Genomic DNA, 19,694 nt, shown 5'->3' with positions numbered 1-19,694 from the left:
GGGCGCGCGGCGCGGCCTTATTTCGACGTTCGGACCTCTGGCTTCACCTTCTGCCCCGGCGTCAGGAAGGCGCCGGCCGAAGCGACGATGCGTTCATCGCCGTTAAGCCCGTTCAGGATCGATACGCCCGCATCGGTCACCTGGCCGGTCTTGACGTCTCGCCGCTGCACTTCCTCGCGGCCGTTGACGACATAGACATAATGGCCCTTCTCATCGGTCTGCACCGCCGATTCCGGCAGCATCGGCGCGGCGCCGGTGCCGCTGACGATCGAGGCGGAGGCAAAGCCGCCCGGACGGATCGCCGGATTATAGGGCAGGGCGATGCGGACGACGCCCTGACGGTTCTGATTGTCGACCACGGGCGAGACCTGCCAGATGCGGCCGGCGAATTGCGCGGTGCCGCCCACCGGCGTGACGGTCGCGCCGTTGCCGACGCGCAGCGCGGCCAGATCGCCTTCGCTGACCTGCGCCAGCATTTCCATCTCGCCGTCCTTGGCCATGCGGAACAACACGGCGCTGCCCGCGCCCACGATCTGGCCCGGTTCCACGGTGCGGGTCAGCACCAGCCCTGCTGCCGGCGCGCGGATGTCGAGGCGCCCGGTGCGGGCGCGCTGTTCGGCCAGTTGCGCGACGGCGACATTGACGCGGGCATTGGCGGCGTCGCGCGTGGCGGTGCGCTGGTCGATGTCGGCCTGACTGATGAAGCCGCGCGCCACCAGCGCCTTGGCCCGGTCGAGCTGCGCCTGGGCCAGCTTGGCGTCGGCGCGGTTCACCTCCACCTGCGCGGCGAGCGAACGGATCTGCTCGGTCTGGACCGACCGTTCGACCGTCGCCAGCACCTGACCCGCCTTGACCCAGTCGCCCGGCTGCGCCAGCACGCGCGTCACCGCGCCGCCTTCGCCGACGACGCCGACAGGCATGTCTACGCGCGCGGCGAGCGATCCGGTGGCGTTGACGGTGTGCGACACGACCGACCGGCCGGGGCTGATCACCGTGACCACCGGTGCCTGCGCCGCCGCCGGAACGCTGTCCGCGCCCTTGCCGCGCATGCCGATCCACGTCGCGACGGCGATCAGGACGATCGCGGCGGCCGCGCCGATGACGAGCCGTCTGCGCCAGATCGGGCGCTGTTCCCGCTCATCCAGCATATGGGCCGGAACATCGCCGACCAATTGGGTTTCGTAATTCATCCTGAATCCATCTTCCGGCCAAAAGCGCCGCGCGGATTGCTGTATTATAAGAATACATCACCCCGCTCAAGTCCCATTATCACGATCCCCGCGCCTGCCCTTGCCAAAGCCGCGCAGCTATGGCGCTATGGTCCGGACACGGAAGGGGGAAGGCGGGATGGAATTGCTGGGGTGGATCATCGTCGGGCTGTTTGCGGGCGCCCTCGCGCGGCTGGTCATGCCCGGCCGCGCTCCGGGCGGCTGCGTCCTGACCATCCTGCTGGGCATAGCGGGCGCGCTGCTGGCGGGCTATGTCGGGCGGATGCTGGGCGTCTATGCGCCGGGCCAGCAGGCCAGTTTCATCGCTGCGGTGTTCGGGTCGATCGGCGTGCTTGCCCTCTATCGGTTCTTCGCCGGGCGCGGCTGACGCATGAAGAGGGCCGCACCATCGTCTGGCACGGCCCTCTTCGGCTTAACGAAAGGCGCTTAGCGGACCGAGCCGCGCCGCACCAGATTGACGATTGCCAGCAGGACGATGGCGCCCACCAGCGACACCAGGAAGCTGTACAGCGTCAGGCCGTCGTTGATGGAACCGCCGCTGAAGATCAGGCCGCCGATGAAGGCGCCGACGATGCCGACGACGATGTTCAGCAAGATGCCCTGTTGCGCGTCAGTGCGCATGACCATGCTGGCGAGCCAACCGATGATGCCGCCGACGACAAGCCATAAGATGATGCCCATTGTCTTACTCTCCTTGGACCACAGCCCCTTCCGGGAAGGCTGAACTGTTCAACGGAAAAGTCGGCTTTCCGTTCCCTAGGCGATATGAAAGGGTAAGCAGAAGGCCGCCGGATGCCAGATCCGGCGGCCTTGCTGTTCGTTGCGATGCGACCCTTTTGGGTGTTCAGTATTTCTGCTGCCGTTCGTAGAGCGACTTGTAATATTGGATACGCGTCACGCGCAGGCCGTGCATGCCCGAACGGTCGACCGCGCGCTGCCAGCTCGCAAATTCCTCCAGCGTCAGCGAATAGCGCGCGCAGGCTTCGTCCACGGTCAGCAGTCCGCCATTTACGGCCGCCACGACTTCCGCCTTGCGGCGCACGACCCAGCGGGTCGTATCCACCGGCGGCAGGCTCTCCAGAGTCAGGGGTTCTCCGAGCGGCCCGACGACCTGGGCAGGTCTGATTTTTTGATTTTCGATCATTATCACCCTCAATAAGCGGCACTGGCGTTGCCGTTTTTTCAGCAGTGCGAAACTGTTTGCGCCTCAAGCCCTGAACAGGGTCTAAAGCGCCACGGTAAACGCCCCTTTCATCATCCTTGCCCCACCCTTAAACGGTTTGCGATCAACGGGTTAAAGCTACCCGCAAGCCCTTCAGCCTCGATATGGCCGCTGGAACGCGGCGCGAGGATATCGGCCAGTTCCTGGATCCAGTCGCCTTCGATTTCCTGCCCCCGCAGGACGCCCGCGACCGCCTGCGCGGTCGGGCTGGCCGCCTGCGCCGCCGCCGAAGCAGCCCGCAGCGATGGCCAGACCGGGACGCGCCGACGCCCGATAGGCTTGACGAAGCTGGGCTTCAGCCCGCCTGTCCGAAGGAATCCCAAATCCATGGGAAAGGGGTCTACGCGCTAAAGGATAAGGTCCGGTAAACTTGACCCGGATTTTGGCGCCATCTTGTTTTCGCGGGTTGAATCCCGCTGGAATGCCGGGGCAGGGGCGACTATATGCGCGGGCATGCAGCCCCAGTTCCAGCTTTCAGAGCCGCTCAACGCGCGGCGCATCGTCGTTGCCATGTCGGGCGGCGTGGACTCGAGCGTCGTTGCCGCGCTCGCCGCGCGCACGGGCGCCGAAACGATCGGCGTGACGTTGCAACTCTACGATCATGGCGCGGCGGTGGGCCGCACGGGAAGCTGCTGCGCCGGGCAGGATATTCGCGATGCGCGCGCGGTCGCTGACCGCATCGGCATTGTCCATTATGTCTTTGATTATGAAAGCCGTTTCCGGGATTCGGTGATCGCTGATTTCGCCGATGAATATATGGCCGGGCGCACCCCGATCCCTTGCGTGAAGTGCAATATGGGGGTGAAGTTCACCGACCTGTTCCAGATCGCGCGGGACCTGGGCGCGGACTGCCTTGCCACCGGCCATTATGTCCGCCGGGTGGAGGGGCCGCAGGGCGCGGAACTGCACCGCGCCGCCGATCCGGCGCGGGACCAGAGCTATTTCCTTTTCGCCACGACTCAGGCGCAGCTCGACTATCTGCGCTTTCCGTTGGGTGGCCTGCCCAAGCCCCAGGTGCGCGAGATCGCGGCGGAACTGGGCCTGTCGGTGGCGATGAAGCCCGACAGCCAGGACATCTGCTTCGTCCCCGACGGCGATTATGCGAAAATCGTGCGCAAGCTGCGCCCCGATGCCGATGAGGGCGGGGACATCGTGCATATCGACGGGCGCGTGATGGGCACGCACAAGGGCATGATCCACTATACGGTCGGCCAGCGTAAGGGGCTGGAAATCGGCGGACAGGCCGAACCGCTCTACGTCGTGCGGCTGGACGCCGAGGCGCGGCGCGTGATCGTCGGGCCGAAGGCGGCGCTGGCGGTGTCGGGGGCGCGGCTGAGCGACATCAATTGGCTGGGCGGGGATTTCACCGGGCCGCTGACCGCCAAGGTGCGGTCGATGGCGAAGCCGGTTCCGGCCCGGCTGGAGGGCGAGCGGCTGGTCTTCGATGCGCCGGAATATGGCGTGGCGCCAGGGCAGGCGGCGGTACTCTATGCCGGCGACCGGGTGCTGGGCGGCGGCTGGATCGCGGCGACCGAGGCGGCGCTGGCGGAGGCGGCCTAGATCCTATGCGTTACCTTGCCCTTTCGCCCCTTCGCAAGTAAGGCGCGCGGGTCATGACTCGTCCGCTCACCTTTGCCATCCCCAAGGGGCGCATCCTCGATGAAGCGCTGCCCTTGCTCGCCAAAGCCGGTATCGAACCGGAGGCGGAGTTCCATGACAAGAAGAGCCGCGCGCTCCGCTTCGCCACCAACCGGCCCGATGTGTCGATCATCCGGGTGCGGGCGTTCGACGTCGCGACCTTCGTGGCGCATGGCGCGGCGCAGATCGGCATCGTCGGATCGGACGTGCTGGAAGAGTTCGATTATTCGGAGATTTACGCGCCGGTCGACCTCGACATGGGCCATTGCCGCCTGTCGGTCGCGGAGCCTGTCGGTCTCGCCGATGAGGATGAAGCGGCGCTGAGCCATGTCCGCGTTGCCACCAAATATCCTTACCTCACGCGCAAATATTATGAGGCGCGCGGGATTCAGGCGGAGTGCGTGAAGCTGAACGGCGCGATGGAACTGGCGCCTTCGCTGGGGTTGTCGCGGCGGATCGTGGACCTTGTGTCCTCAGGCGCGACGCTGAAGGCCAATGGCCTGGTCGAGACCAATGTCATCATGCCGGTGTCGGCGCGGCTGATCGTCAATCGTGCTGCATTCAAGATGCGTTCGGCGGAATTGACGCCGCTGGTCGAAGCCTTCCGCAAGGCCGTGGGGGTGAAGGATGTCGCTTAGGCTCGATAGCGCGAGCGCGGATTTCGCCGCTGCCTTCACCGCGCTGGTCGATGCCCGGCGCGAGGCGGACGAGGATGTCTCGCGCGATGTCACCGCGATCCTGAAGCGCGTCCGGGCCGAGCGCGATGCGGCGCTGGCCGACTATACCAGCCGCTTCGACCGGCATGACCTGAACATCAGCGGTTGGGCGGTGGAGCCTTCCGAATGCCGCAAGGCGCTGGACGGGCTTTCGACCGAATTGCGCGATGCGCTGGAACTCGCGGCGGCGCGCATCACCGCCTATCATGAAAAGCAGAAGCCGCAGGACAGCGACAGCGTCGATGCGGCGGGTGTCCGTCTCGGGGCGCGGTGGAGCGCGGTGGATGCGGCGGGGCTGTATGTCCCCGGCGGGCGCGCCGCCTATCCCAGTTCGCTGCTGATGAATGTCATCCCGGCCAAGGTCGCGGGCGTCGATCGCATCGCCATGGTCACGCCGACCCCCAATGGCGAGATCAACCCGCTGGTGCTGGCGGCCGCTTCCATCGCCGGGATCGAGGAAATCTGGCGCGTCGGCGGGGCGCAGGCGGTCGCGGCGCTTGCTTACGGCACGGACCGGATCAAGCCGGTCGACGTCATCACCGGTCCCGGCAATGCCTGGGTAGCCGAGGCCAAACGCCAGCTTTATGGCGTGGTCGGCATCGACATGGTGGCCGGGCCGTCGGAGATTGCCGTGGTAGCCGATGGGAAGAATAATCCCGACTGGATCGCCGCCGATCTGCTCAGCCAGTCGGAGCATGATCCGACCAGCCAGTCGATCCTGTTCACCGACGACGCAGCCTTTGCCGATGCGGTAGCAGCGGCGGTGGACAAGCGTCTGCCGTTGCTGTCGACGCAGGCGGTGGCGACCACGAGTTGGAACGCCAATGGCGCGATCATCGTCGTGCGCGATCTCGAAGAAGCCATGCCGCTGGTCAACCGTCTGGCCGCCGAGCATCTGGAACTCGCTGTGGATGATCCCGACGCGCTGTTCCGGCAGGTGCGCCATGCCGGGTCGGTCTTTCTTGGCCGGATGACGCCCGAGGCGGTGGGCGATTATGTCGCCGGTCCCAACCATGTGCTGCCGACCGGGCGGCGTGCGCGCTTTTCCTCGGGACTCTCGGTGCTCGACTTCATGAAGCGCACCAGCTTCCTCAGCCTCGACCAGCGCAGCATCGATGCCATCGGTCCCGCCGCCGTCGCGCTGGCGGAGGCGGAGGGGCTTCCGGCGCATGCGGCCTCGGTGGCGGCGCGGCTTAAATAATCCGTTGCCCCGCGCGTCATGCGGGGTCATTTTTCTCCCCTCGGACCGGTTTCGACTTTTCCGGTTCGAACGGCTATGGACCTGTTGATGAACGATCGCTCGAAATCCCGCTCCGCCGCGCGTCTTGCCGCGGTTCAGGCGCTCTACCAGCTCGAAATGGAGGGTACGCCGCTTCATGTGCTGCTGCATGAGTTCCACCAGCACCGCCTGGGCGCGACCATCGAGGATGTGACCTATGCACAGGCGGAAGAGAGCTTCTTCGATGATGTGGTGCAGGGCGTGGACCGCCGCCGCGAGGAAATCGACGGGCTGATCGTGGCGCGTCTGTCCAAGGGCTGGAGTCTCGAGCGGCTCGACAAGCCGATGCGGCAAATCCTGCGCGCGGGGGCCTATGAGTTGCTCGCCCGCAAGGATGTGGCGACCGGCACGGTCATCAGCGAATATGTCGATGTCGCCCACGCCTTCTACGACAAGCGCGAGGCGGGCTTCGTGAACGGCCTGCTCGATGCTGTCGCGAAGGACGTGCGGAAATAACGGCCTTGGGCCAAGCGGGGGGAAGCCATGTCCGCTGAATCCCGCTTTCTGACCCTGCTGCGCCTGCTCGCGAACGACCCGGCCGCGCAGGGCTTGCAGGACGATGTGGCGGTGCTGGAGATCGGCGATGCGCGGCTGATCCTGACCAGCGATACGATGGTGGAGGGGGTGCATTATCTCGCCACCGACCCGCCCGCCGACATCGGCTGGAAGCTGGCGGCGGTGAATCTGTCCGACCTTGCCGCCAAGGGTGCCAAGCCGGTCGGCTGCCTGCTCAACTATGCGCTGTCGGGCGACGATGCGTGGGACGCGGCCTTTCTGGAGGGATTGGGCGAGGCGCTGGCCCGCCATGCCATGCCGCTGCTGGGCGGCGATACGGTCAAGATGCCGAAGGGCGCACCCCGCAGCTACAGCCTCACCGCTCTGGGCGAAGCGACCGGGCCGGTGCCGGTGCGCGGCGGCGCGCAGGCGGGCGACCGGCTGTATCTGACTGGCCCGGTGGGGGATGCGGGCGTGGGCCTTGACCTGCTGCAATCCATGCCCGGCGCGTCGGGTCCTCTGGTCGACGCCTATCGCCGACCGCGCCCCCGCCTCGCCGAAGGGGCCCTGCTTGCCCGCCATGTTCATGCGATGATGGATGTATCGGACGGGTTGCTGATCGACGCGGCCCGCATGGCGGAGGCGAGCGGCCTTGCCGTCACCATCGATCATATCCCGCTGTCCCCCGCCCTGGAGGCAACGCGCGGCGCCAGCAGTGCCGTGCAGATCGCGGCGGCGCGGGCCGGGGACGACTATGAATTGCTGTTTGTGCTCCCGGCCGCGATCAAGCCACCGGTGCGGGCGATCCCGGTCGGGCATTTTTCCGCAGGATCGGGCCTGACGCTGATGATCGACGGGGTCGTCTTCCCCCTGCCAGACCGGCTGGGCTGGCAACATGGCTGAATCGCTCTGATTCGTAACGGGTTGACGCGAGCCGTCCGCCCTGTAGCTTCACCCCCGACCTTTCTCAGCCCGGTAGGACCGCATGATGTGCGTGAGCCTGATGCTGATTGATGCGGTGCCTGATGCCGGATGCGTGAATTCCGGCCGCCCGTCTCTGCGCCTTTCGTCCGCCCGTCATTCCCTGCGGAGCGGCCGATGACAGGCATAACAGGGGGAGAGGAACATCCATGCAGATTGTCTCGATTGCCATAGGGTGCGGCCTGTTGGCCGTGTTCTACGGCCTGTTCACCAGTCGACAGGTGCTGGCGGCCTCCGCCGGCAATGATACCATGCAACAGATTGCAGGCGCGATTCAGGAAGGGGCGAAGGCCTATCTCAGCCGGCAATATATGACCATCGGCATGGTCGGCGTCGTCGTCGCGGCGCTGGTCTTCTTCTTCCTTGGCGCGACGTCGGCCATCGGCTTCCTGATCGGGGCGCTGCTCTCCGGCGCGGCGGGCTTCATCGGCATGAACATCTCGGTGCGCGCCAATGTCCGCACCGCCGAAGCCGCTCGCGACACGCTGCAAAGCGGCCTGACCGTGGCGTTCCGGGCGGGTGCCATCACCGGCATGCTGGTGGCAGGGCTGGCGCTGCTCGCGATCAGCGTCTTCTTCTGGTATCTGACCGGGCCTGCGGGGCATGCGCCCGATGACCGGCTGGTGATCGACTCTCTGGTGGCTCTGGCCTTTGGCGCCAGCCTTATCTCCATCTTCGCGCGTCTGGGCGGCGGCATCTTCACCAAGGCGGCGGACGTCGGCGCGGACCTTGTCGGCAAGGTCGAGGCGGGCATTCCGGAGGATGACCCACGCAATCCCGCCGTGATCGCCGACAATGTGGGCGACAATGTCGGCGACTGCGCGGGCATGGCGGCGGACCTGTTCGAAACCTATGTGGTGACGGTCGGCGCGACCATGGTGCTGACCGCCCTGCTGGTGAAGGGTGTGGACAACGCCTTTCTGATGCAGCTCATGTCGCTGCCGCTGATCGTCGGCGGCGTGTGCATCATCACCTCGATCATCGGCACCTATATGGTGCGGCTGGGGGCGAGCCAGTCGATCATGGGCGCGCTCTACAAGGGCTTCTGGACGACGGCGATCCTGTCGATCCCGGCGCTCTATGCGGCGGCGCATTTCACCTTGGGCGATCTTAATGCCCGCTTCGGCACAGACCTTGACGGCAGCGGCGGCTATACCGGCATGGCGCTGTTCTGGTCGATGATGGTCGGATTGGCGGTCACGGGCCTGATCGTCTGGATCACGGAATATTATACCGGCACCAATTATCGCCCCGTGCGCAGCATCGCCCGTGCATCGGAAACCGGCCATGGCACGAACGTCATTCAGGGCCTTGCGGTGAGCCTGGAGGCCACGGCGCTGCCGACCCTGGTGATCGTGGTCGGCATCATCGTCGCCTATCAACTGGCGGGCCTGATCGGCATCGCCTTCGCCGCGACGGCCATGCTGGCGCTTGCCGGGATGGTCGTGGCGCTGGACGCCTACGGCCCCGTCACCGACAATGCGGGCGGCATCGCGGAAATGTCGCAGCTTGAAGACAGCGTCCGGGTCAAGACCGACGCGCTCGACGCGGTGGGCAACACCACCAAGGCCGTGACCAAGGGCTATGCCATCGGATCGGCGGGCCTCGCCGCGCTGGTGCTGTTCGGCGCCTATACGGAGGATCTGAAATTCTACAACTCGGCGTTGGGCCTCACCGAGCCGGTCGATTTCAGCCTCTCCAACCCCTATGTCATTGTCGGGCTGTTGCTGGGCGCATTGCTGCCCTATCTCTTCGGCGCGATGGGCATGACCGCCGTGGGCCGCGCGGCCGGTGACGTGGTCAAGGACGTGCGCGACCAGTTCGCCACCAACAAGGGCATTATGGAGGGTACGTCGCGGCCCAACTATGCCCGGACCGTGGATCTCGTCACCCGCGCCGCGATCAAGGAGATGATCCTGCCCAGCCTGCTTCCGGTGCTGGCGCCGATCGTCGTCTATTTCGCGATTTCGGCGGTGGCGGGCACGCCCAATGGCTTTGCGGCCCTGGGCGCGCTGTTGCTGGGCGTGATCGTTTCGGGCCTGTTCGTGGCGCTCTCCATGACCTCGGGCGGCGGCGCCTGGGACAATGCCAAGAAGTTCATCGAGGATGGCCATCATGGCGGCAAGGGCAGCGAAGCCCACAAGGCCGCGGTGACGGGCGATACGGTCGGCGATCCCTATAAGGACACCGCCGGTCCGGCCGTCAATCCGATGATCAAGATCACGAATATCGTCGCCCTGCTGCTGCTGGCGGCGCTCGCGCACGGCGCGTAATTCATCGATTGAAAAGGGAAAGACAAAAAATAACCCCGCCCAGATATGGGCGGGGTTATTTTTGTCCGCTTTTGCGGCCGTTTCCCATCCATTTCACCGTACGATTTCCGACATCGACCCGAGCCCGATTTCCTGAAGCTGCCCGGTTGGAGTCGTCGAACGGCCGGTGGGCAAGAAGCCTTCCACTGGCCTGATGACATCATCCCGTCCGGAATTTTCGGGCCGGACGAGGCGGCTGTCACTAAAGTGAAACAGAACCGCAACATTAAAGACGCGAAACGGTCATAGACGGCCCCCGTTACCGGACCGTTGGGGAATCGAATGTCGTTGCGCCTGAAACTAACCACCGCTTGTATCGCCTTGAGCCTGCCTGTCATGGCCCATGCCAGCGAGGACGGACAAATCTGGACCACCGCCAGCGCGACGGTGAAGCTCAGCGATCGCTGGCGCTTTTCACAGGAGGTTGTCGGTCGGTTCAGCAATGACCGCGATGGGCTGTACGAAGTCGAGATGAACTCGCTGATCGGCTACAAGCTGAACAAGCGGGTGACGATCTGGGCGGGCTACACCCATGACCCGCAATATAATGGCGGCGATTTTTCGGTGATGGAGCATCGCGGTCGCCAGCAGGTGACGTTCGACAATATCGTGAAGATCGGCCCCGGCCAGCTCAGCGCCCGTCTGCGTCTGGAGGAGCGCTGGCGCGAGGGGATCGACGGCACGGCCTGGCGGTTTCGCCCCTATGTCAAATATGTGCTGCCGTTCAGGGAAGGCGGCAAGACCGCGCTGGTGCTGAGCCATGAGAGCTTCATCGATCTCAACACCACCAGCTTTCAGCGCGTCGAGGGTGAGGAACGGATGCGCAACCTGATCGCCATCACCACGCCGGTCGCCAGGAATGTGAATGCGGAAATCGGCTATCTGCACCAGCATGGTTTCCGTCCCGATGCCGACGACAGCAACGACAATGTCGCCTCCTTCTCGTTGAGCTTCTCTTTCTAAAGGCCCCATCCTTCGGGCCCTGTCCGGGGAAGGAATGAGCGGCCCGGCAATAAAGAGGGGGTGCGCTTGCCCGGTCATGGCGCGAAGGCCTATAGGCTCGCCATGACCAGCGAACCTTTCCGTTCGCAGCTCGCGGCGCTGGAGAAGCGCGGCCGGTTGCGCCGTCTGATTCCCCGTTCCGGGCGGGACTTCGCCTCCAACGACTATCTCGGTCTCGCCGGCGATCCGATCATCGGCCAGGCGGTGGCCGACGCCGTGGCGCGGGGCGTGCCGGTGGGGTCGGGCGGATCGCGCCTGCTGCGCGGCAACGCGCCCGAACATGAGGGGCTGGAGGCCAAGGCCGCCGCCTTCTTCCGCACCCAGGCCGCGCTGTTCATGGCGAACGGTTTTGCCGCCAATCTGGCGCTGTTCTCCACCCTGCCGCAGCGCGGCGACCTGATCGTCGCGGACGAGCTGATCCACGCCAGCGTCCATGACGGCATCCGCATGTCGAAGGCGGTGACGGTGTTCGCCCGCCATAATGAGGTGCAGAGCTTTGCCGACCTGATCGTCGCGTGGCGGCAGGAAGGCGGCAAGGGCCGCGTGTGGATCGCGGTCGAGACGCTCTATTCCATGGATGGCGACATGGCGCCGTTGCATGATCTGGCGATGCTGGCGGCGAAGCATGACGCCATGCTGATCCTCGACGAAGCGCATGGGACAGGGGTTTTCGGTCCGTCGGGACGCGGCCTGTCCGCAGGGCTGGACGGCCTGCACAATGTCGTGACGCTGCACACTTGCGGCAAGGCGATGGGGGTGGAGGGCGCGCTGATCTGCGGGCCGCGCATCCTGATCGACTATCTCATCAACCGGGCGCGGGCCTTTATCTTCTCGACCGCGCCCTCGCCGCTGATGGCGGTGGCGGTGTCGGCGGCGCTCGACCGGATCGAACAGGCGGGCGACCTGCGCGACCGATTGAAGACGTTGCAGGTCGACGCCAGCGAAGTGATCTGCGCCCCGCTTGGCCTGCCCGCGCCGCGCAGCCAGATCATCCCGGTCATTTTGGGGGAGGACCGCCGCGCCATGGCTGCCGCCGCCGCCTTGCAGGAGGCTGGATTCGACGTGCGAGGCATCCGCCCGCCGACCGTGCCGCCCGGCACCAGCCGCCTGCGCATTTCGCTGACCCTGAATGTCGGGCGCGCCGACATCGCCGCGCTGGGTGAGGCCTTGCTGCGGGTGGCGGCATGAGCGTCTTGGTCGTCACCGGCACCGATACCGATATCGGCAAGACGGTGTTCGCGGCGGGCCTCGCGGGAGCGCTGGGCGCGCATTATTGGAAGCCGGTTCAGGCGGGCATCGACCCCGAAGGCGACAAGGAACGGGTGGCCGCGCTGTCCGGGCTTCCGCCGTCGCGCATCCTGCCCGAAGCCTACCGCCTGACCACCCCCGCATCGCCCCATCTGGCGGCGCGGATCGACGGGGTGGAGATCGGCCTCGACGCTCTGGCCTTGCCGAAGGTCGACGGCCCGCTGGTGGTGGAGGGCGCGGGCGGACTGATGGTGCCGGTCAGCGAGACGGTGTTGATGATCGACCTGTTCGCGCATTGGGGTGCGCCGGTCATCCTCTGTGCCCGGACCGGGCTGGGCACGATCAACCACAGCCTGCTCAGCATCGAGGCCTTGCGGGCGCGGGCGATAGCGATTGCGGGGATCGTGTTCATCGGCGATCCGCATGCGGAGAATGAACGGATCATTCCGGCGCTGGGCAAGGTGCCGTGCCTTGGCCGTTTGCCGCATCTCGATCCGCTGGATGCGAGCGCGCTCCGGACAGCGTTCGCGTCGGCCATCCGCCTGCCCTGAGGCATTGCGCAGGAGCGCAGCTGCTCTTTTGCCCAAGCCGCAAGCGCCTGAGATTTTTCGACCAACGACATGGACATCGCCGCCTTGAGGCGCTCAACTCCCGGCCATCATGGGCGCGTCCGCGTGCCCTGACCAAATGAAGCAAGGGAAAGCTTTGATGAAATATCTCCTCCTCGGCGCAGCGGCGGTTGCGCTGGCTGCTGGCGCGTCCGTCGCGCAGACCGATCCTGCGCAACAGAGCGCGGCAAAACCGACCTACGGCAGCTATGGTTTCGATACGGCCGGCATGGACAGGTCGGTGAAGCCCGGCGACGATTTCTACGATTACGCCAATGGCACATGGGCGAAGAACACGCCGATTCCGGCGGACAAGTCCAACTATGGCGCGTTCAACACGCTGGACGACCTGTCGCGGGAACGGACCAGGGGCATTCTCGACGCAGCGCGGAACGATCCCAACAGCAAGATCGGCAATGCCTATGCCAGCTATCTCGACGCCGCCACCGTCGAGAAAAAGGGCCTGACCCCCGCCAGGCCGTGGATCGCGAAGATCAAGGGTATCAAGGACAGGGCGGGCTATGCGACGCTCGCTGCCGAGGCTGCCCGCGCCGGCATTGACGGGCCCTTCGGCTTCTATGTCAATCAGGACGACAAGGACCCCGAAACCTACATCCTCGTGCTGCATCAGGATGGGTTGGGCCTGCCAGACCGCGATTTCTATCTGGAACCCGATGCGAAGATGGCGGCGATCCGCACCGCCTATGTCGCGCATCTCGAACAGATGCTGACCCTCGCCGGGGAAGCCGACGCCAAGGCCCGCGCCGCCGCGCTGATGGCCTTTGAAACGGACATCGCCAAAGTCCACTGGACCCAGGTCGACAGCCGCGACGCCGACAAGACCTATAACAAGATGACGCTGGCGGACTTGCAGAAGGCGGCGCCGGGCTTCGACTTCACCGCCTATTTCGCGGCCAACAAGCTTGGCCCCAAAGACCTGTTGGTGTCGCAACCCAGCGCCGTCACCGGCGAAGCCGCGCTGATTGCCAAGGCGCCGATCGGCGTGCTGAAGGACGCGCTGCTGCTGCGCACGCTGCACAGCTTTGCCGATCAGTTGCCCGACAATATCGCCAACGCCGATTTCGCTTTCTACGGCACCACCCTCTCCGGCACGCCCGAGCGCGAGGCCCGTTGGAAACGCGCGGTGGATTTCCTCAAAGCCTCCATGGGCGAGGAAGTCGGCAAGGTCTATGTCGCCCAATATTTCCCGCCCGAAACCAAGGCGGCGATGGATCAGCTGGTCAGGAATGTGATCGCGGCCATGGGCCGCCGCATCGACGGCCTCAGCTGGATGAGCGACGCCGCCAAGGCCCGTGCCCACAAGAAGCTGGCCGCCTTCACGCCCAAGATCGGCTATCCCGACAAATGGCGCGATTATGCGGGCCTGACGGTGAAGCGGGACGATCTGTTCGGCAATGCGTTGCGGTCGAACCAGTTTGAATTCGACTATCAGATGGGCAAGCTCGGCAAGCCCATCTATCGCTGGGAATGGGGCATGACCCCGATGGAGATCAACGCCTATGCCAATTTCGGCATGGTGGAGATCGTCTTCCCCGCCGCCATCCTGCAACCGCCCTTCTTCGATCCGCATGCCGACCCGGCGGTGAACTATGGCGGCATCGGCGCGGTGATCGGCCATGAGCTCAGCCATCATTTCGACGATCAGGGCGCGAAATATGACGAGACCGGCAAGCTCAACCAATGGTGGAGCGATCAGGACGTCGCCAATTTCAAGGCGCTGACCGACAAGCTCGTCAAGCAATATGACGCCTATGAACCCTTCCCGGGCGCGCATGTGAAGGGCGCCTTCACGCTGGGCGAGAATATTGGCGATCTGGCCGGAGTCGCGGTGGCGCTGGACGCCTATCACGCCTCGCTGGGCGGCAAGCCTGCGCCGGTGATCGACGGCACGAGCGGCGATGAACGCTTCTTCCTGGGCTGGGCGCAGGTGTGGCGGCGCAATTATCGCGAGCCCAATCTGCGCCAGCGACTCGTCACCGACCCGCATTCGCCGTCGCAATATCGCGCCGATACCGTGCGGAATTTCGACCAATGGTATTCAGCCTTCAAGCCGCAGCCGGGCGGGAAAATCTATCTCGCACCGCAGGATCGCGTGAAGATCTGGTAATAGGGGAGGGAGGCGGGTTTCGCGAATCCTGCCTCCTTTCCATTTCGGTAAGGCAATGATGGGCGCCGGCGGTGGATCGTTCGACTCCAGCGATCAATTGCATTTTCCTCGTTGACTGTCTCTTAAATGCAACGCTTTGCCGGAAGCCTCTTTAAACCGTTTCCGCTCTTCCACAGCTTGGTCGGGTAAAGTTGAGGAGAAGTATTTTGACGGGTCTGAACAACATTCTTCTGAAATCCGCTGCCGCGTCCATCGCACTGGCCGTTGCGGCGCCGGCTCTGGCGCAGGGCGCCGCCGCTCCCGCAGCCCCGGCTCAGGCCGCTCCGGCGCAGGCTGCCCCCGCTGCGGGCGCCACCGCTTTCACCGATGCTGAAATCAAGCAGTTCGCCGCCGCCGCTGTCGAAGTGACGAAGATTCAGCAGGACAGCTCGATCGCGGCTGCCGACAAGCAGCCCAAGATGCTGGCGGCGCTTCAGGCGTCGGGCATGCCGCCGGAAAAATTCAACCAGATCGGCCAGGCGGCAGCCGCTGATCCGGCGCTCCAGCAGAAAATCCAGGCGGCCGCTCCGGCTGCGGCGGCTCCAGCGGCGCCGGCCGCCGATGCGGCTCCGGCTGCACCGCAACAGTAATAGCCCGCGCGGCGCCGTGCGATAAGACGGACATTGCAGAGGGGGAGGTCATGGGCTTAAGCAGCCGCTATGACCTCCCCTGTCTGGCACCCCTTTTTCCAACACGGTCTGAATGAGCCGATCCCCCACGTCGTCAAGGCGGAGGGGGCTTTGCTGCATCTGGCCGATGGCGGCACGCTGATCGACGGCATTTCCAGCTGGTGGGTGACGACCCATGGGCATTGCCATCCCCGGATCGCGGCGGCCATTGCGGAACAGGCGGGCAAGCTCGACCAGCTCATCTTTGCGGGATACACCCATGAACCGGCGGAAGAGGTCGCGCGGGGCCTGATCGACCTCGCTCCCAAGGCGGCAGACCGTGACCCGCTCGCCCATATATTCTTCTCCGACAGCGGTTCCACGGCGGTCGAGGTCGCGCTGAAAATGGCGCTCGGCTATTGGCATAATCTGGCTTTGGACGGCTTGGCCGCGCCGCGCCATCGCATTCTCGTCCTCCAGCACGGCTACCATGGCGACACCATCGGTACCATGTCGGTGGGCGAACGCGGGGTCTATAACGCCGCCTGGACCCCGCTGCTGTTCGATGTCGATACGATCCCCTTCCCCCATGAGGGGCAGGAACAGGCGACGCTCGACGCGCTGGAGGCCGCCTGCGCGCAACAGCCCGCCGCCTTCATCGTCGAACCGCTGATCCTGGGTGCGGGAGGGATGCTGATCTATCCCGCATGGGTCCTGCGCGAGATGGCGGCGATCTGCGCGCGCCACGACGTCCTGTTCATCGCGGATGAGGTGATGACCGGCTGGGGTCGCACCGGCACGCTGTTCGCTTGTGAGCAGGCGGGGGTGGTGCCGGACATCATGGCGGTGGCCAAGGGTATCACCGGCGGCGCGATCCCGCTTGCGGCGACACTCGCGACGTCGCGCATTTTCGAGGCGCATAAATCCACCGACCGGGCGCGCCTTTTCTACCATTCGAGCAGTTACACCGCGAACGCCATCGCCTGCGCCGCCGCTGCCGCCAATCTCGCCATCTGGCGCGAGGAGGATGTGCTGGGCCGCATCGCGACTCTGGCACGGGGTCTGGAACAGCGCCTCGACAAATTGGCCGAACATCCCGCCTTCGCCCATCCGCGCCAATTGGGCACCGTCATCGCCATCGACCTGATGACGCCGGACGCGGGCTACCTCTCCGACCTCGCGCCGCGCCTGCGGGCCTTTGCCGGGGAACAGGGCCTCTTGCTGCGTCCGCTGGGCAACACCATCTATCTGATGCCACCCTATTGCCTTGACGCAGATCAACTCGATCGCGTCTTCGCGGTGCTCCGGAAAGCCGGCGATGCATTCGGTGTTTCAGCCTGACTTTCTTTTTCGACATTTTGGCGCTATGGCGGCGCGATTTTTCGACTTCCCAGGATATTATGGCAAAAGAAGAACTACTGGAAATGCGCGGACAGGTTGTGGAGCTTCTCCCCAACGCCATGTTCCGTGTGCGGCTTGAAAATGATCATGAGATCCTCGGCCACACCGCTGGCAAGATGCGCAAGAACCGCATCCGCGTGCTGGTGGGCGACGAAGTGCTGGTCGAGCTGACCCCCTACGACCTGACCAAGGGTCGGATCACTTACCGATTCAAATAAGCCGCTTTTCCCATGCGGCTTATCCTTGCTTCGGCTTCTCCCAGACGGCGTGACCTTCTGGGCCAGATCGGCGTGTCCCCCGATGCGGTGGACCCGGCCGATCTTGACGAAACCCCCCTGAAGGGCGAAATGCCCGCCGCCTATGCTGCGCGCGTCGCTGCCGACAAGGGCGCGTTGGTGGTTGCCCGCCATCCGGGCGCGCTGGTCCTTTCCGGCGATACGGTGGTGGCCGCCGGGCGCCGCATCCTTCCCAAGACGGAAAGCGAAGCCGAAGCGCGCCTATGCCTCGACCTTCTTTCCGGCCGCCGCCACCGCGTCCTCAGCGCCATCACCCTGATCGATGCGGAGGGGAAGGCCCGCCACCGCCTCTCGACCAACGTCGTGACCTTCAAACGCCTCGACCGTGCCGAGATCGAGGCCTATATCGCGTCCGGGGAATGGCACGGCAAGGCAGGCGGCTATGCGATCCAGGGTCGCGCCGCGGGCCTGATCCGCGCCATTCAGGGCAGCCATAGCGCGATCATGGGCCTGCCCCTTTACGAAACCCGCGCGCTGCTCAAGGCAGCGGGCTATCCACTGGACTAGAGGGATTGCGCGGGAAATGGCACATTTCCCGGCTCGGCAATCCCGACCAACAGGAATATACCCATGGCCGAATGGCTTTATGAAGAAGGCATTGGCGAGGCCCGCGCGGCGCTGATCGAAAAGGGCCGTCTGGTCGAAGCGCAGATCGAGCGTGAAGGCGACACCGCCCGCGCCGGCGCGGTGATACAGGGCAAGCTGACCCACACCGTCATTCCGAAGAAGCGCGGCATTGCCCGTCTGATTTCCGGCGAGGAAGTGCTGGTCGAGCCCATCCCGCCGAAAATCGCGGAAGGCGCGACGGTCCTGCTCGAAATCCTGCGCGAAGCGATCCCGGAGGAAGGCCGCGCCAAGCTCGCCAAGGCGCGCATCGCCCAGCCCGGATCGAAAGCGCATTCTGCTCCCAGCCTGCTCCAGCGCATCCGCGCGACCGGCATCCCCATCGTGCCGTGCCCGGCGCATGAGGAAGACCGGCTGGAAGCCCATGGCTGGAGCGAACTCATGGAAGAGGCGATGTCCGGCGACATCGGCACGGAGGAAGCGGCCCTGCGCATCTTTCCCACGCCCGCGATGATCCTGATCGACGTCGACGGTTCCATGCCGCCCGCCAAGCTCGGCCCCAAGGGTGCGAAACTGGCGGCGCAGGCAATCCGCCGCATGGGCCTGACCGGTTCCATCGGCATCGACCTGCCGACGATGAACAACAAGGATGAACGCGCCGTCGCCTCCGCCCAGATCGACAAATATCTGTCTCTCCCCTTCGAGCGCACGGCGGTGAACGGTTTCGGCTTTATCCAGATCATCCGCCGCCGCGAGCGCATGAACCTCATGGAACTGCTCCGCGCCGATCCGGTGGAAACGGCGGCGCTTGCACTGCTGCGCCGCGCCGAGCGCCACGGCAATGGCGGGCCGGCAACGATCACGGCCGCCCCCGCGATCATCGACCGTCTGCACAAGGCGACCGACTGGATCGAACAACTCGCGCGCCGCCGGGGCGGCTCGATCGGCTTGAAGGCGGACCCTGCCCTCGCCATATCGGCCGGCCATGTCGCCTAAAGCCTCTTCCTGCCCGATCTGTGGCCAGCCCTCGCATCCCGACACCCGTCCGTTCTGCGGAAAGGCGTGCCGCGACCGCGACCTTTTGCAATGGCTGGGCGAGGGTTATCGCGTCCCCGGAGCGCCCGCTGCCGACGAGATGAAAAAAAGTGACGACGATGGGGTAGACAGCACCCCGAACTGATGCCTATAGGCACGCCTCACCAAGCGCCGGCGGTCCTCGCCGGTACCCGTGCCCGGGTAGCTCAGTTGGTAGAGCATGCGACTGAAAATCGCAGTGTCGGCGGTTCGACTCCGTCCCCGGGCACCATTTGTTCTTTTTTCCTCATCCAGCAGCATCCAGCGCCGTCTAGAAAATGGCGGAAAACCTGGATTTTTGAATAGCCCATCGTCCCCGTACGTCCCCGGGGGTGCACTGTCAGCCACACACTGATCATGGTATTTTCATGGTATCCGGCAATTTGCCATTTCGGAGATACCATGATGGCCCTCACAGTGACGGCGATAAATGCAGCAAAATCAAAGGATAAGCCCTACAAGCTGACCGATGGCTTGGGCCTGTATCTTCTGGTCAAGGAGAACGGCGGCCGCCTCTGGCGGATGAACTATAGCTTCCTCGGAAAACAGAAGACGCTCTCCTTCGGCAGCTACCCCGAAGTGTCTCTCGCTAAGGCTCGCGAGAAGAGAACGGCGGCGCGAGAAGCGCTGGCGGACGGGCAAGACCCGGCTGAAGTGCGGAAGGCCAAGGTTCGCGAGGCAAAGGCCAAATCAGAAGAAACCTTCAAGGCTATCGCTGATGAATGGCTTGCCCGCCTGGAGATCGAGGGGCGTGCGCCCAAAACGCTCCAAAAGATGCGGTGGCTGCTCGACCTCGCCTATCCACTCATTGGCACCCGACCCATCGCAGACTGAGGTGGTGCCGGAAATTCGGA

At 64.9% G+C, this 19,694-nt stretch carries 22 protein-coding genes and 1 tRNA gene; 19 read left to right on the top strand and 4 right to left on the bottom strand.

What is annotated here, in order from left to right; translation table 11 throughout:
- Positions 1 to 17: 17 nt before the first annotated feature.
- Positions 18 to 1,190, bottom strand: a complete 1,173-nt coding sequence (locus tag F7P65_RS14475; RefSeq protein WP_150292921.1) for an efflux RND transporter periplasmic adaptor subunit — start codon at positions 1,188 to 1,190, stop codon at positions 18 to 20.
- Positions 1,191 to 1,347: 157 nt separating this feature from the next.
- Between F7P65_RS14475 and F7P65_RS14470 the strand changes: the two genes are divergently transcribed.
- Positions 1,348 to 1,596, top strand: coding sequence for a GlsB/YeaQ/YmgE family stress response membrane protein (locus F7P65_RS14470; protein ID WP_150293100.1), 249 nt, complete (start codon positions 1,348 to 1,350; stop codon positions 1,594 to 1,596).
- A 59-nt stretch (positions 1,597 to 1,655) separates the two neighbouring features.
- Here the strand turns inward: F7P65_RS14470 and F7P65_RS14465 are convergent, their stop codons facing one another.
- From F7P65_RS14465 to F7P65_RS14455, 3 genes are all read right to left on the bottom strand, one after another.
- Complete coding sequence (locus F7P65_RS14465) at positions 1,656 to 1,910, bottom strand: GlsB/YeaQ/YmgE family stress response membrane protein (RefSeq protein ID WP_022682486.1); 255 nt, start codon at positions 1,908 to 1,910, stop codon at positions 1,656 to 1,658.
- A gap of 163 nt (positions 1,911 to 2,073) precedes the next feature.
- Positions 2,074 to 2,373, bottom strand: coding sequence for a CtrA inhibitor SciP (gene sciP / locus F7P65_RS14460; RefSeq protein ID WP_007687284.1), 300 nt, complete (start codon positions 2,371 to 2,373; stop codon positions 2,074 to 2,076).
- Between the two features lie 110 nt (positions 2,374 to 2,483).
- Positions 2,484 to 2,780, bottom strand: a complete 297-nt coding sequence (locus F7P65_RS14455) for a hypothetical protein (protein ID WP_150292919.1) — start codon at positions 2,778 to 2,780, stop codon at positions 2,484 to 2,486.
- A gap of 124 nt (positions 2,781 to 2,904) precedes the next feature.
- Here F7P65_RS14455 and mnmA point away from each other — a divergent pair, with 124 nt between their 5' ends.
- The 18 genes from mnmA (at position 2,905) to F7P65_RS14365 (ending at position 19,674) form a co-directional block, all read left to right on the top strand.
- Positions 2,905 to 4,011 (top strand): tRNA 2-thiouridine(34) synthase MnmA, encoded by a 1,107-nt coding sequence (gene mnmA, locus F7P65_RS14450; RefSeq protein WP_150292917.1) that lies wholly within the window; start codon positions 2,905 to 2,907, stop codon positions 4,009 to 4,011.
- A gap of 53 nt (positions 4,012 to 4,064) precedes the next feature.
- Entirely contained in the window at positions 4,065 to 4,727 is a 663-nt protein-coding gene (gene hisG, locus F7P65_RS14445) for an ATP phosphoribosyltransferase (protein ID WP_150292915.1), read from the top strand.
- Positions 4,717 to 6,006 (top strand): histidinol dehydrogenase, encoded by a 1,290-nt coding sequence (gene hisD / locus F7P65_RS14440; protein WP_150292913.1) that lies wholly within the window; start codon positions 4,717 to 4,719, stop codon positions 6,004 to 6,006. Before hisG ends, hisD begins: the two co-directional genes overlap by 11 nt.
- Positions 6,007 to 6,093: 87 nt before the next feature.
- Complete coding sequence (gene nusB, locus F7P65_RS14435) at positions 6,094 to 6,540, top strand: transcription antitermination factor NusB (protein WP_150292911.1); 447 nt, start codon at positions 6,094 to 6,096, stop codon at positions 6,538 to 6,540.
- Positions 6,541 to 6,567: 27 nt separating this feature from the next.
- The gene (thiL, locus tag F7P65_RS14430) at positions 6,568 to 7,482 is read left to right on the top strand and encodes a thiamine-phosphate kinase (RefSeq protein ID WP_150292908.1); all 915 of its coding nucleotides are present in this window, start codon (positions 6,568 to 6,570) and stop codon (positions 7,480 to 7,482) included.
- Between the two features lie 227 nt (positions 7,483 to 7,709).
- The gene (locus F7P65_RS14425) at positions 7,710 to 9,833 is read left to right on the top strand and encodes a sodium-translocating pyrophosphatase (RefSeq protein ID WP_150292906.1); all 2,124 of its coding nucleotides are present in this window, start codon (positions 7,710 to 7,712) and stop codon (positions 9,831 to 9,833) included.
- Positions 9,834 to 10,154: 321 nt separating this feature from the next.
- Complete coding sequence (locus F7P65_RS14420; RefSeq protein WP_150292904.1) at positions 10,155 to 10,835, top strand: DUF2490 domain-containing protein; 681 nt, start codon at positions 10,155 to 10,157, stop codon at positions 10,833 to 10,835.
- 102 nt (positions 10,836 to 10,937) lie between these two features.
- Positions 10,938 to 12,062 carry an 8-amino-7-oxononanoate synthase gene (locus F7P65_RS14415; protein WP_150292902.1) on the top strand — a complete coding sequence of 375 codons (1,125 nt, stop codon included), beginning with the start codon at positions 10,938 to 10,940 and terminating at the stop codon, positions 12,060 to 12,062.
- On the top strand, positions 12,059 to 12,673 hold the full coding sequence (bioD, locus tag F7P65_RS14410; RefSeq protein WP_150292900.1) for a dethiobiotin synthase: 615 nt from the start codon (positions 12,059 to 12,061) through the stop codon (positions 12,671 to 12,673). The genes F7P65_RS14415 and bioD overlap by 4 nt, the downstream gene beginning before the upstream one ends.
- Before the next feature lie 157 nt (positions 12,674 to 12,830).
- Complete coding sequence (locus tag F7P65_RS14405; protein ID WP_150292898.1) at positions 12,831 to 14,858, top strand: M13 family metallopeptidase; 2,028 nt, start codon at positions 12,831 to 12,833, stop codon at positions 14,856 to 14,858.
- Between the two features lie 206 nt (positions 14,859 to 15,064).
- A complete protein-coding gene (locus tag F7P65_RS14400) occupies positions 15,065 to 15,487 on the top strand; it encodes a DUF4168 domain-containing protein (RefSeq protein ID WP_150292896.1) in 423 nt (140 codons plus the stop codon).
- Positions 15,488 to 15,556: 69 nt separating this feature from the next.
- Positions 15,557 to 16,846 (top strand): adenosylmethionine--8-amino-7-oxononanoate transaminase, encoded by a 1,290-nt coding sequence (locus tag F7P65_RS14395; protein ID WP_150292894.1) that lies wholly within the window; start codon positions 15,557 to 15,559, stop codon positions 16,844 to 16,846.
- A gap of 59 nt (positions 16,847 to 16,905) precedes the next feature.
- Positions 16,906 to 17,124 (top strand): translation initiation factor IF-1, encoded by a 219-nt coding sequence (infA, locus tag F7P65_RS14390; protein WP_003049127.1) that lies wholly within the window; start codon positions 16,906 to 16,908, stop codon positions 17,122 to 17,124.
- A 12-nt stretch (positions 17,125 to 17,136) separates the two neighbouring features.
- Positions 17,137 to 17,709, top strand: coding sequence for a Maf family protein (locus tag F7P65_RS14385; protein WP_150292892.1), 573 nt, complete (start codon positions 17,137 to 17,139; stop codon positions 17,707 to 17,709).
- A gap of 63 nt (positions 17,710 to 17,772) precedes the next feature.
- The gene (locus F7P65_RS14380) at positions 17,773 to 18,762 is read left to right on the top strand and encodes a ribonuclease (protein ID WP_150292890.1); all 990 of its coding nucleotides are present in this window, start codon (positions 17,773 to 17,775) and stop codon (positions 18,760 to 18,762) included.
- A complete protein-coding gene (locus tag F7P65_RS14375; protein WP_150292888.1) occupies positions 18,752 to 18,946 on the top strand; it encodes a DNA gyrase inhibitor YacG in 195 nt (64 codons plus the stop codon). Before F7P65_RS14380 ends, F7P65_RS14375 begins: the two co-directional genes overlap by 11 nt.
- Before the next feature lie 50 nt (positions 18,947 to 18,996).
- Positions 18,997 to 19,072: transfer RNA gene (locus F7P65_RS14370), tRNA-Phe, on the top strand.
- 170 nt (positions 19,073 to 19,242) lie between these two features.
- Positions 19,243 to 19,674 (top strand): tyrosine-type recombinase/integrase, encoded by a 432-nt coding sequence (locus F7P65_RS14365; RefSeq protein ID WP_240334311.1) that lies wholly within the window; start codon positions 19,243 to 19,245, stop codon positions 19,672 to 19,674.
- Positions 19,675 to 19,694 lie beyond the last annotated feature (20 nt).

It is taken from the genome of Sphingobium estronivorans (genome assembly GCF_008692605.1).
Lineage (GTDB): Bacteria > Pseudomonadota > Alphaproteobacteria > Sphingomonadales > Sphingomonadaceae > Sphingobium > Sphingobium estronivorans.
The sequence above is the reverse complement of the archived record's forward strand: the minus strand, read 5'-3'. Positions and strand labels throughout refer to the sequence as shown.